The sequence below is a fragment of the Candidatus Tisiphia endosymbiont of Neophilaenus lineatus genome, assembly GCF_964264975.1.
GTDB lineage: Bacteria > Pseudomonadota > Alphaproteobacteria > Rickettsiales > Rickettsiaceae > Tisiphia.
This window is the reverse complement of record NZ_OZ183649.1, coordinates 1155635-1168518: the sequence shown is the minus strand read 5'-3', so window position 1 is coordinate 1168518 and position 12884 is coordinate 1155635. Positions and strand designations below refer to the sequence as shown.

At 35.3% G+C, this 12884-nt stretch carries 10 protein-coding genes and 1 tRNA gene; all 11 read left to right on the top strand.

All coding sequences use genetic code 11. The annotated features are described in order from the left end of the window. The first annotated feature begins 85 nt into the window (after positions 1 to 85). The 11 genes from rpsL to rpoB all read left to right on the top strand — a co-directional run bounded on the left by rpsL (position 86) and on the right by rpoB (position 12831). Entirely contained in the window at positions 86 to 469 is a 384-nt protein-coding gene (rpsL, locus tag ACFE3K_RS06730; RefSeq protein WP_341747241.1) for a 30S ribosomal protein S12, read from the top strand. Between the two features lie 19 nt (positions 470 to 488). Continuing rightward, the gene (gene rpsG, locus ACFE3K_RS06725) at positions 489 to 977 is read left to right on the top strand and encodes a 30S ribosomal protein S7 (RefSeq protein ID WP_375358739.1); all 489 of its coding nucleotides are present in this window, start codon (positions 489 to 491) and stop codon (positions 975 to 977) included. A gap of 9 nt (positions 978 to 986) precedes the next feature. Continuing rightward, complete coding sequence (gene fusA, locus ACFE3K_RS06720) at positions 987 to 3062, top strand: elongation factor G (RefSeq protein WP_375358738.1); 2076 nt, start codon at positions 987 to 989, stop codon at positions 3060 to 3062. 304 nt (positions 3063 to 3366) lie between these two features. After that, positions 3367 to 3442 (top strand) — tRNA-Trp (locus tag ACFE3K_RS06715). Positions 3443 to 3463: 21 nt separating this feature from the next. Further along, positions 3464 to 3664, top strand: coding sequence for a preprotein translocase subunit SecE (gene secE, locus ACFE3K_RS06710; RefSeq protein ID WP_341748453.1), 201 nt, complete (start codon positions 3464 to 3466; stop codon positions 3662 to 3664). Positions 3665 to 3683: 19 nt separating this feature from the next. Continuing rightward, on the top strand, positions 3684 to 4217 hold the full coding sequence (gene nusG, locus ACFE3K_RS06705; RefSeq protein WP_341748452.1) for a transcription termination/antitermination protein NusG: 534 nt from the start codon (positions 3684 to 3686) through the stop codon (positions 4215 to 4217). Between the two features lie 707 nt (positions 4218 to 4924). Then, positions 4925 to 5359 (top strand): 50S ribosomal protein L11, encoded by a 435-nt coding sequence (rplK, locus tag ACFE3K_RS06700; protein ID WP_375358737.1) that lies wholly within the window; start codon positions 4925 to 4927, stop codon positions 5357 to 5359. A gap of 3 nt (positions 5360 to 5362) precedes the next feature. Then, the gene (rplA, locus tag ACFE3K_RS06695; RefSeq protein ID WP_375358736.1) at positions 5363 to 6070 is read left to right on the top strand and encodes a 50S ribosomal protein L1; all 708 of its coding nucleotides are present in this window, start codon (positions 5363 to 5365) and stop codon (positions 6068 to 6070) included. A gap of 21 nt (positions 6071 to 6091) precedes the next feature. Next, a complete protein-coding gene (rplJ, locus tag ACFE3K_RS06690; protein WP_375358735.1) occupies positions 6092 to 6601 on the top strand; it encodes a 50S ribosomal protein L10 in 510 nt (169 codons plus the stop codon). A gap of 32 nt (positions 6602 to 6633) precedes the next feature. Next, complete coding sequence (gene rplL / locus ACFE3K_RS06685) at positions 6634 to 7002, top strand: 50S ribosomal protein L7/L12 (RefSeq protein WP_375358734.1); 369 nt, start codon at positions 6634 to 6636, stop codon at positions 7000 to 7002. Between the two features lie 1722 nt (positions 7003 to 8724). Next, entirely contained in the window at positions 8725 to 12831 is a 4107-nt protein-coding gene (gene rpoB, locus ACFE3K_RS06680; RefSeq protein WP_375358733.1) for a DNA-directed RNA polymerase subunit beta, read from the top strand. The last annotated feature ends 53 nt before the right edge of the window (positions 12832 to 12884 follow it).

Here is a 12884-nt window from a genome sequence, read left to right as displayed (position 1 = left end):
ATAGTGAAAGTGGTATAGTATATAGTTTTCCCTATAGCTTTAAGGGTGATAGATAAATATCAAAAGGAAAAATTTGGAGTATTGAATGCCAACAAACAATCAGTTAGTACGTTTTGGAAGACAGTCGAAGATTCGTAGGACAAAATCCCCAGCTTTGGAATCTAATCCATTTTTGAAAGGTGTTTGTGTAATAGTGAAAACTGTTACTCCTAAGAAACCTAATTCTGCTCTTCGTAAAATGGCACGTGTTCGCTTAAGTAATGGGCAGTACGTGAATGCTTACATACCTGGTGAAGGGCATAATTTACAAGAACACTCTACGGTGTTGGTAAGAGGCGGAAGGGTTCCTGATCTTCCAGGTGTTAAGTACCATATAGTACGTGGTGCTTATGATACTCAGGGTGTAAAAAATCGTAAGCAAGGACGCTCACGTTATGGTACATCAGCGAAGCAAGCTGTAAAAAAATAATTTGAAATAGAGAGATAAGATGTCACGTCGTCATGCCGCAGAGAAAAGGGTTATCTTGCCTGATATGAAATATAATAGTCCTCTGCTTGCTAGGTTTATTAATAATATCATGAAGGAAGGGAAAAAAGCTCTAGCCGAAAAGATAGTATATTCTGCTTTTAGTAAAATAGAAAAAAAACATAGGGTAGATCCTTATGAAACTTTCAATAATGCTATGAATAATGTAAAGCCATATCTTGAGGTTACCTCAGTGCGTGTGGGAGGTGCAAATTATCAGGTCCCTTCCCCTGTTGATGAAAGAAGAGGGTATGCACTTGCGTCACGTTGGATTATCAATGCAGCAAATAAGCGTTCTGAAAAAATGATGATTGATCAGTTGGCGGAGGAATTATTTGAAGCATCAAATAATAGAGGGGTTGCTATTAAAAAAAGAGAGGACACTCATAAAATGGCTGAAGCTAACAAAGCTTTCGCTCATTTTAGTCCCAAAAAATCGCAACCAAGGTAATTAAATCATATGGCGATTACAGAATTTTCTCTTGCTAATACTCGTAATATAGGTATTTGTGCTCATATTGACGCTGGTAAAACTACTACAACCGAGCGTATTCTCTTTTATACAGGAAAATCACATAAAATTGGTGAAGTTCATGAAGGTGGTGCCACTATGGATTGGATGGCACAAGAGCAGGAACGTGGTATCACCATTACTTCTGCTGCTACTACCTGTTACTGGAAAAATATAAGGATTAACATTATTGATACTCCAGGTCACGTAGATTTTACTATAGAAGTAGAAAGGTCTTTACGTGTTTTAGATGGAGCGGTGGCGGTATTTGATGGTGTGGCCGGTGTTGAACCTCAGTCAGAAATAGTTTGGAGACAAGCTGATAAATATAAAGTACCTAGAATGTGCTTTGTCAATAAAATGGACAGAATGGGTGCTAATTTCTACAAATGTGTAGAAATGATTAAAGAGCGTCTTGGTGCAAAACCTCTAGTAATTCAGTTGCCAGTTGGTATTGAAGAGAATTTCAAAGGAGTTATTGATTTAATCAAGATGCAGGCAATAATTTGGAAGGATGAATCTCTTGGAGCTGAATATTCGTACCAAGAAATCCCTGCTGATATGTTAGAAAAGGCTGAAGAATATCGTGCTTTGCTAATTGAAATGGTTGCTGAGGCTGATGATCATTTGATGGAGAAATATTTATCAGGTGAAGAATTTACTGAGGAAGAAATTCAAGTAGTAATAAGGAAAGGAACGATTGACCGAGTCTTTTTTCCTGTGTTATGTGGTAGTGCCTTTAAAAATAAAGGTGTACAACCTTTGCTAGATGCGGTTGTTGACTACTTACCTTCACCAATCGATATTGGAATAGTCAAGGGAATAGATATTAATTTTGGAGAAGAACAAGATTTTAAAATATCAGCATCTGAACCTTTCTCTGCTTTAGCTTTTAAGGTAATGACCGATCCATTTGTGGGATCTCTTACATTTATCAGGATTTACTCTGGTAAGATTAGTTCAGGTGCTACTGTCATTAATACGGTAAAAGACCAAAAAGAACGAGTAGGTAGGATGCTTCTGATGCATGCTAATGAAAGAGAAGATATTAAAGAAGCTTTTGCAGGAGATATTGTTGCCCTAGCTGGTCTTAAAAATACCACTACTGGTGATACTTTGTGTGATCCGGATAAGCAGGTTATTTTGGAGAGAATGGAATTTCCTGAACCGGTTATTGAATTAGCTGTAGAGCTAAAATCAACTGCTGATCAAGAAAAAATGGGAATGGCATTGTCTAGGTTAGCTGCTGAAGATCCATCTTTTAGAGTATCAACTGATCAGGAAAGCGGTCAAACTGTTATTAAAGGTATGGGTGAACTGCATCTAGAGATTATGGTTGATCGTATGAAACGTGAGTTTAAAGTTGAGGCTAACATTGGAGCACCACAAGTAGCTTATCGAGAAACAATTACCAAGCCTTGTGAAATTGATTATACTCATAAAAAGCAATCTGGTGGAGCTGGGCAATTTGCACGGGTTAAAATAATATTTGAACCTCAAGAAGCTGGAACAGGATTTGCTTTTGAAAGCAAAATTGTTGGAGGATCTATACCCAAAGAATTTATTCCTGGTGTTGAAAAGGGTCTAAATAATATAAAAGATACAGGTGTAGTTGCCGGCTATCCAATGATTGATTTTAAAGCAACCTTGATAGATGGAGCGTTTCACGATGTAGATTCAAGTGTACTTGCATTTGAGATTGCTGCAAAAGCTGCTTTTAGAGAAGGTATGCCAAAAGGTAATCCAAAATTACTTGAACCAATTATGAAAGTTGAAGTAATTACTCCTAATGAGTATATGGGGGATATTATTGGTGATCTAAACAGTCGTAGAGGGCAAATGCAAAGTATGGCTCCAAGAGGTAATGCACAAGTTATAACTGCAAATGTGCCATTGGCCGAGATGTTTGGGTATGTTAGTACTTTGAGATCTTTGTCACAAGGTAGATCTCAATATAGTATGGTTTTTTCTCATTATGAGCAAGTACCATTACAGGTGGCCGAAACTATTAAAGCTAAGAAATAAAAAAAATTATTAAGATAGCTATTAGTGTATTACATAATAATATGCTATAATGTTATTTTTTGTGAATAATAAGGAGATGAGGAAAAATGGACTTTGCAGGTGAGGAAGGATACTATATAGATGACCAGTGGTCATGAGATAAGCCGAAAATCAGTTATCAATTAGTGTATCATGTATAATATGATATTATATATGACATCAAAAATGAGAAGTGACTTTTAAATTGCCTTGGCTAATGGCATCATTCGAATAAGTAAGAATTTTATTGAAATTAAAACACTTGACTTTTTGATAAAAATATGATAGGAGTGTAGCTCAATTGGTAGAGCGTCGGTCTCCAAAACCGAAGGTTGCGGGTTCGATTCCTGTCGCTCCTGCCAACTATAATGAGTTCGTATAATATGTTAAAGGAAAATAGAGTCTACAAATTTTACGAGCAAGTAAAGCAAGAAGTTTATAAAATTGTTTGGCTTGGTAAGAAAGAGTTGATAACTTCAACTCTTATAGTAGTGGTGGCTGTATTTATTTTTAGTATAATTTGTTTGGTGTTAGACTACGGTATACATAGCATAATGCAAGTTTTACTTAATATTGGGAAGTAAAGAATAGGTTTAGGGCAAAATTGTGGTGCAGTGGTACGTTATTCATACATTATCAGGCTCAGAAAAGCGTGTAAAGCAAATGATTCTCGATCAAATTGCTAAACAGGGTATGTCGGAGTTTTTTGAGGATATCGTTGTTCCGGTTATTGAAGTACCTGAAGTTAAACGTGGTAAGAATGTTAAGACAGAAAAGAAATTTATGCCTGGTTATATTCTGATTAAAATGAATATGACAGATGATTCTTGGCATTTGGTAAAAAGTGTAACTAAGGTTACAGGTTTTTTAGGTGGTAAAAGTACACCACAAGCCCTTAGCGAAAAAGAAATACAAAATATTTTTAGTAAACTGGAAGCTGAAACCAAAGATGCTAGGGTTTCGAAATTATATGAAATTGGTGAGGCAGTAATTGTTACTGACGGTCCGTTTGAGACTTTTACAGGGGTTATAGAAGAAATTGATTATGACAAAAATAGATTGCGTGTGTCTATATCTATTTTTGGTAAAGCAACTCCTATAGAACTAAATTTTACGCAGGTTAAGAAAAATAATTAGGGTTTGTTTAGGGTAGGGTGTGTACTCAAATGATCCTACGAATTGGATTTGAAAATGAATGGTGAGCAGGTGTAGCGTACATCTAGTATAGTTACGCATGCGAATCCATGATTTTTTCAAAAAACAATTTGTAGGAGCAGAAGAGTATGCAGTTTATTGTCTCTAGCATCCTAGCTAAAGGTGCATGAGTGTCAACTTAAGCAAACTCTATGTCATCCCAGCGTAAGCTGGTATCTAAAAAGAGCCTTATAGGTTGTTTAGACTTTTTTAGACCTCTGCCTACGCGGGGTGACATTAGCACTAATAAGGATGATACTAAGCCTAGTATTAATTTGTTATCGAACTGAGGTTAAGCTGAATTCGATATAATATTACCGTGTGATGTAATCCTAACGTAAGCTGGGGTCTAATAGTCTTTTAGGCTGCTTTTTTAGATTCTTGCCTACGTGGGAATGCTTTGCTAGCGTGGATCAAAAACGGTAACGTTAGTATGGTACTTACAAGGTCAAAAACGATATCATTCCTAGCTAAAAGCGGGAATCCAAAAAATAGCCTGCAAAGGCTATTAGATATTATGGATTCCTTACCGAAGCGGGAATGACATACTAGTGATTCATGCGGGCAATGCTTTTAGCTAGGAACGAGAGTGTATTGACAAGGCTCACGTGAATAAAGCTATTAATTAAATAAGTAAGGATAAGATTATAATGGCAAAAAAAATAACCTCTTATATTAAGTTAACTGTGCCAGCAGGTAAGGCTAATCCATCCCCACCTATTGGTCCTGCACTTGGTCAGAAGAAACTTAATATTATGGAGTTTTGTAAGGCGTTTAACGCTGCGACGATAGCTATTGAACCAGGGACTCCTATCCCAGTCGTGATTACTGCTTATGAAGATAATAGTTTTACTTTTGTCACTAAGACTTCTCCAGCATCGTATTACTTAAAACAATTTGCTAAAATTCCTAAAGGTTCCAGTGCTACTAAAAAAGAAGCATTTGTTGGTAAGGTTACCATGTCAGAGTGCATTGAAATTGCAAAAATTAAAATGGTAGATCTTAATACTGATAATTTAATAGCTGCCGCTAAAATTATTCGTGGTACTGCTGAATCTATTGGTCTTGAAGTGGTAGGAGATTAATGTATGTTAGTTGATAAAAAATTAGTTGGTGGCAAAAAGATTAGAGAAGCAAGAAAAAAAGTAGCTCTAGTTGGCAACCGCACTTTAGCAGAAGGAATAGAGCTACTCAAAGCTGTGTCTTATACTAAATTTGACTCTACTTTGGAAATGGTGATGAAATTAGGGGTAGATCCTAAGCACTCGGGTCAAATGGTGCGTGGTGTTGTGGCACTACCCGCTGGTACCGGTAAAGTTAGTAGAGTTGCAGTGATTTGTAAGGATGAGCAGATAGAAGGAGCTAAAGCGGCTGGAGCAGATATTGCTGGTTCTACAGAAATTATCGATGATATTAAAGCAGGAAAAATTAATTTTGACGTTTGTATTACAACACCAAATATGATGCCAGCAATAGGTGCAGTGGCAAGAATTTTGGGACCAAAGGGCTTAATGCCAAATCCAAAACTGGGGACTGTAACTACCGATATCGTAACGGCAATTAAAAATGCCAAAAGTGGTCAAGTAGAGTATAGGGTTGAAAAGGCAGGTATTATTCATGCTGGAATTGGTAAATTATCATTTTCCAAACAAGATTTGCTATATAATGCATCAACTTTAATATCTGCTGTAGTTCAAGCAAAGCCTTCTGGTGCTAAAGGAAATTATTTAAAAGCAATATATCTATCTTCTACTATGAGTCCATCAGTAAAAATAGATTTAGCAAGTATATCGTAAAATACGACAAGGAGAGTTAAGGTGTTAAGATCAGAGAAACATGAATTTGTCGTAGAACTTGAAGAGGTGTATAAACGGTCAAATTCCGTGATAATTACTCATTATCATGGGCTTACTGTTAGTCAAGTAACTCTACTACGTAGGTCTCTTAAAGCAAAAAATGCGGGGTTCAAAGTAGTTAAAAATACTTTGTCAAAAATAGCAGCAAATAAGGCTGGTATTGGTGATATTGTACATTTGCTTGTTGGTCCGACAGCCTTTGCATATTCTGAAGACCCTGTTGAAGCTGCGAAAGTTGTTGTAGAATTTGCTAAAACTAATGAATGTTTGAAAATAGTTGGTGGTTTAGTAAATAATCAAGTATTAGATGCGAATTTTGTACAGCAACTTGCAAAATTGCCTTCATTAAATGAGCTTAGAGGCAAAATTATTGGTATGGTACAAGCTCCTGCAACTAAAATTGCTGGTGTGGTGCAAGCTCCTGCAGCCAAGCTTGCTAGAGTTTTGCAAGCTTATGCAAATAAAGAATAATTTAATAAAAAAATTTTAAAAGGAAGAAAATTATGACAGACCTAGTAAAAATCGTAGATCAATTGTCAACACTTACAGTAATGCAAGCAGCAGAGCTTGCAAAAATGCTAGAAGAAAAATGGGGTGTAACAGCTGCAGCTCCTGTAGCACAGGTGGCGGGTCATGTAGAATCAGAAGCAGTAGCTGAAAAGACAGCGTTTGAAGTTGTTTTAGTCAGTAGTGGTGATAAAAAAATAGAAGTAATTAAGATAACTAGAGAACTTACTGGTCTTGGCTTAAAAGAGGCTAAAGAGTTAGTAGATGCTGTCCCAAAAACTATTAAATCCGGTGTAAATAAAGAAGATGCTGAAAGTTTTAAAGTAAAATTAGAAGCAGCTGGAGCAAAAATTGAATTAAAGTAATTGAGTATACCATCGGGCAGGAAAACCTAAAGTTTATTTTGGGGGTGTATTAAAAACTTGTTTGTGTAAGTTCATATTAATTAGGCTCTGTGAAGGTTGTTAGGATAACTTTCTAAGTTAATTATAGAGTATAGTGATTAAAGAATAGGAACAAAGGGGTAAAAGATTAAGCGTACATTTGTAAGTATGAGAATCCCCATTTATGGGTATTAACTTAAGCACAGGGTTGTTATTGTTGAGCAGTATTTTAACAAAAAAGATGTCATTCCCGTGTAGGCAGGAATGACATTAACCGTCACAGGGACGATATACTCGAATGATTTGGAGAATTGGATTTGAAAATGAGGGGTGAGTCAATGGAGCGTACATAAGGTACGTGAGTACACGAGTCCCTGATATTTTAAAAAATAATTTTTCAAAGCAGAAGAGTATACTTAGGCTGCTTAAGTTATACCCATGTAGTAGTTTTGTGATAGCCTTTCTTTATAAAGCAAAACAATAATAAATATATGTATACTCGAATGTGACTCCGAAGTATTTTTTGAAAATATCAGGGACTCGTGTACTCACGTACCTTATGTACGCTCCATTGACTCGCCCCTCATTTTCAACTCCAATTTGGAGTCACATTCGAGTATACTGCAAGATTTAGAATATACATAGATTGGTAGAAACATTTTGGGACTAAATCTAGGTTTGTATTGTTAATAATGGAAATGAACTTGTTGTGTGATATTCTATTTGGTTTACGAGTTATGTTGCTAAATATGTTATCATACCCGTATAAACTATTACATTTTGTACAAAAACTTATAAAACTTTTAAGACAAAGTTCTTTTGCTTTAATAGGTCTTTGTATTTATTTATCCAAAATTCTGAATCAGATGAAGATAAGAAACAGATTTATACATTTTAGTATATTTTTCTACTTTAAAGAATTGGTGTGGCAAAATTTCGGGTATTTGTGTATTTATGTACTAGATGTACGCCTAGTTCGCTTAGCCCTTGTTTATTGTCCCCATTCTTCAAATCATTTAAGTACACTCCTATTATATTTGAATAATTTAACGAATTGGTTTCGCAAAATTACAGAGTATTCGCATGTTTTTATTCCTAATGTACATATGCTATGCTCCCCTCTTGTTTTATGCTTTAATTCTTTAAATCATTCAAGTAATTTTTTTAAATCGAGCTTTTTTAGATTTTGATCTTTATTTGGAGTTTATATAGAATACTAAAAAAGCAATTTAAGTTATACTCTTCTGCTTTGAAGAATTGTTTTCGCAAATACTTGCGGGGATTTCGCGTACGAACAAAGGTTTACTACGTTGCGTTTGCTCACCCTTTGTTTGTTGTCCCCATTCTTCAGATCATTCAAGTATAACAATTTAGTTTATGTTAAGGTAAAGACATTGGTAATTAAAGTTTAATTTTGAACTAAATAATCTGAATTTGATGTAACAAGTTAGTAGCAAATTTAATGTTATCTTTATTAGGGTTGATGCTATCCGAGCTATGATACACGGATAAGCAAACTCTATATTATCTCAGCGTAGGTAGTGGAATCTAAAAAAGTAGCCTTCTAGACCTTGCTACTTTCGTAGGGGGACATTGAAGGGAATGACATTGAGACTATTGTAATATGTGAGATTCCAAGTTTGAAGTAGATTTTTACTTGGTTTCAAAATAAAAAATTATTAAAAGCATTAATCGGGAGATTATATGACAACGCAATCCTTATCAATTGGCAAACGCGTAAGAAAAAATTTTGGTCACATAAATTTGGTAGCGTCTATACCAAATTTGATAGAGGTTCAGAAAAATTCTTATGAAAAAGGTTTTTTACAATTAGGAATTAAAGATTCTGAGCGAGAAAACAGAGGATTACAATCAGTATTAAGTTCAATTTTTCCGATTCACGACCCCTCTAATATTGCATATTTAGAATTTGCTAAATATGAATTTGATAATCCTAAATATGATGTTGAGGAATGTACTCAAAGAGGTCTTAGTTATGCTGCTCCTCTTAAAGTTACATTGCGATTAAGTATTTGGGATATTGATGAAGATACTGGAGCAAGAGAAATTAAAGGTATTAAAGAACAAGAAGTTTATATGGGGGATATTCCCCTAATGACAAAGAATGGTACTTTTATTATTAATGGTACAGAAAGAGTGGTGGTATCACAGATGCATAGGTCACCTGGCGTATTTTTCTATCATGATGATGGGAAAATTCATTCTTCAGGGAAGTTTCTATATTCTGCTAGAGTTATACCTTATAGAGGATCATGGCTAGATTTTGAATTTGATGCTAAAGATATTGTTTACTTTAGAATAGATAGGAAAAGAAAGCTTTATGCTACTACTCTTCTTAGAGCCATTGGAATGTCTACCAATGAAATTATAAAATTCTATTATGATACGGTAACATGTTTTACCAAAAATGCAAGCTGGGCAACAAAGTTTATACCTGAGTCTATAACTGCTCATAGGCTAGTTAATGACTTAGTGGATGCGGATACTGGCAATGTCATACTTGCATCTGGTCAGAAGATTACACCTCGTTTGGCTAAAAAATTTGCTAAAGATGGAGTGCAAAATATTTTGGTAGAACGTGAATATTTAGTAGGCAAATATTTAGCACAAGATCTTGTTAATCCGGATAATGGTGAGGTACTAGCCGAAATTGGTGAAATGATCACAATGGATATGCTGGACTCTATTATGACTCTTGAAATTCCGTCTGTCGATGTACTTGCTATAAATCCACAATCAAGTCCTTACATAAGGAACACCTTATTTGCTGATAAAAATCAAAATTATGAATCAGCATTGATAGACATATTTAGGGTATTAAGACCAGGAGAACCAGCTAATATTGAAGCTGCTAAAAAATTATTTAACAACTTGTTCTTTGACCATGAAAGATATGATCTTTCAGAAGTTGGTCGTATTAAAATGAATGCAAGATTGGAACTTAATATACCAGAATCTACAGCTATTTTAACTATTGAAGATATTAAAAATATTCTTAAAGTTTTAGTAGAGCTAAAAGATGGTAAAGGTTCGATAGATGATATTGATCACCTTGGTAACAGAAGAGTTAGGTCAGTTGGTGAACTAATTGAGAATCAGTTCAGAATTGGTCTTGTTCGTATAGAGAAATCAGTACTTGAAAGAATGTCGGTGGTTGATCTTGATGCCGTTATGCCTCATGATTTAGTAAATTCAAAAGTTTTGGTTTCTGTAGTAAAAGAATTTTTTAGTACTTCACAACTTTCTCAATTTATGGATCAAACTAATCCATTATCAGAAATAACTCATAAAAGAAGATTATCAGCTTTAGGACCTGGTGGACTTAGCAGGGAGAGAGCAGGGTTTGAAGTGAGGGACGTCCACCCTACTCATTACGGGAGGATTTGTCCAATTGAAACACCAGAAGGACAGAACATAGGTTTGATTAATTCCATGGCTACTTATGCTAGAGTTAATAAGCATGGCTTCATTGAAACACCTTATCGAAAAGTCGTAGATGGTCATGTAACTGACGAAGTTGTTTATTTGTCAGCTATTGAAGAAGGAAAATATACAATTGCTCAAGCTAATGCAGTTGTCGATCAAAAAGGTTTGTTACAAGAAGAATTAATTAACTGTCGAACTGAGGGTGGTAATTTTGTTATGGTTACTCCTCTAGAAGTGGATTACATTGACGTTACCCCGATGCAGGTTGTTTCCGTTGCTGCATCACTTATTCCATTTTTAGAAAATGACGATGCTAATAGAGCCTTGATGGGGTCAAACATGCAACGTCAGGCTGTCCCGCTTATTAGAAGTGATGCCCCTTTAGTTGGTACTGGTATTGAAGGAATTGTTGCACAAGATTCTGGGGTTTCAGTTGTAGCCTTGCATGATGGAATAGTAGAGCAAGTTGATTCAACTAGAATAGTGGTAAGGACTAAGGAGCAGAAAACAGATGGATCACCTAGTGTGGACATTTATAATTTATTAAAATTTCAAAGATCTAACCATAATACTTGTATTAATCAAAAGCCGTTGATTAACGTTGGTGATTATGTAAAAAAAGGTGAAGTAATTGCTGATGGACCAAGTACAGATAATGGTGAAATAGCTCTTGGTAGAAATGTGCTAGTAGCTTTTTTACCATGGAATGGTTATAATTTTGAAGATTCGATTTTAATATCAGAACGTATTGTAAAAGATGATATTTATACCTCAATTCATATTGAAGAATTTGAAATAATTGCTAGAGATACAAGACTTGGTCCCGAAGAAATTACTCGCGATATTCCAAATGTTAGTGATGAAAGTTTACGCCATCTTGACGAAGTTGGTATAGTATATGTTGGTGCAGAAATAAAACCAGGTGATATCTTAGTGGGTAAGGTTACCCCTAAAAGTGAGTCACCTATGACTCCAGAAGAGAAATTACTCAGAGCTATTTTTGGAGAAAAAGCTTCAGATGTTCGGGATTCATCTTTACGTGTTCCTACTGGGATCACTGGTACAGTGGTAGAAGTACGAGTGTTTTCTCGTAGGGGAATAGAAAAGGATGAGCGTGCTATAGCTATTGAAAAGCAACAAATTGAAAAATTATCAAAAGATAGGGATGATGAACTGCGAATCATAGAGCATTTTGTTTTTATGCGTTTAGAGAAGATTTTAACAGGACAAATAATTGTTAGCGGTCCTAAATCCGTAAAATCCGGTCAATTGATTAGTGATCAAACCCTTAAGTCATTATCAAAAGGACAATTTTGGCAACTGATTGTTGAAGATGCTAATGTAATGAATGAAATTGAACAAATTAAACGTCATTATGATGAAAAGCAAGACAAGCTTAATAAGTGTTTTACTAGCAAAGTAGAGAAATTACAAAGTGGTGATGACTTACCACAAGGTGCTCTTAAAGTTGTAAAAGTATTCATTGCTACTAAACATAAGTTACAACCTGGAGATAAAATGGCCGGAAGACACGGGAATAAGGGTGTTATCTCTCGTATTATGCCAGAAGAAGATATGCCATTTTTAGAAGATGGTACAGTAGTTGATATCGTTCTTAACCCACTTGGCTTACCTTCACGTATGAATATTGGGCAGATTTTAGAGACTCATCTTGGTTGGGCGGCAGTAAATCTTGGTAAAAAAATATCTTCTATGTTGGATCAAGTTCATAACAAAAAAATTGATGTAGAAGAGCTTAAATCTTTTATTTCCGAGGTATATGGGCATAACTCAACGACAAAAAATATAAAGAAAATGTCCAATCAAGAGATTATTGAGTTTTGTAATAATATCGATAAGGGTGTATATTTTTCAACCCCAGTTTTTGACGGTGCAAAGGTTGAGAATGTAAAAGAAATGCTAGTCCTTGCAGATCAAGACCCATCAGGTCAAATTAGGTTGATTGATGGTAGAACAGGAGAGTATTTTGATCGTGCCGTTACAGTTGGCTATAAATATTTCCTAAAATTACATCATTTGGCCGATGATAAAATCCATGCTCGTTCTATCGGTCCTTATAGTTTGGTAACTCAGCAACCATTAGGTGGTAAGTCGCATTTTGGAGGTCAAAGATTCGGTGAGATGGAGTGTTGGGCACTGCAGGCTTATGGTGCTGCTTATACGTTACAAGAAATGTTAACTGTAAAATCGGACGATGTGGTTGGTAGAATTAAAATTTATGAATCTATTGTCCGAGGTAATAACAATTTTGAATCGGGTATTCCTGAGTCGTTTAACGTGATGATCAAAGAATTCAGGTCCTTGTGCTTAAATGTAAAGCTTGAGGATACTACCACAGATTAAAGATATTTTTTGCAATTGCTACAGAAGGTCCAAGAGGCTTTTTACTAAACTAT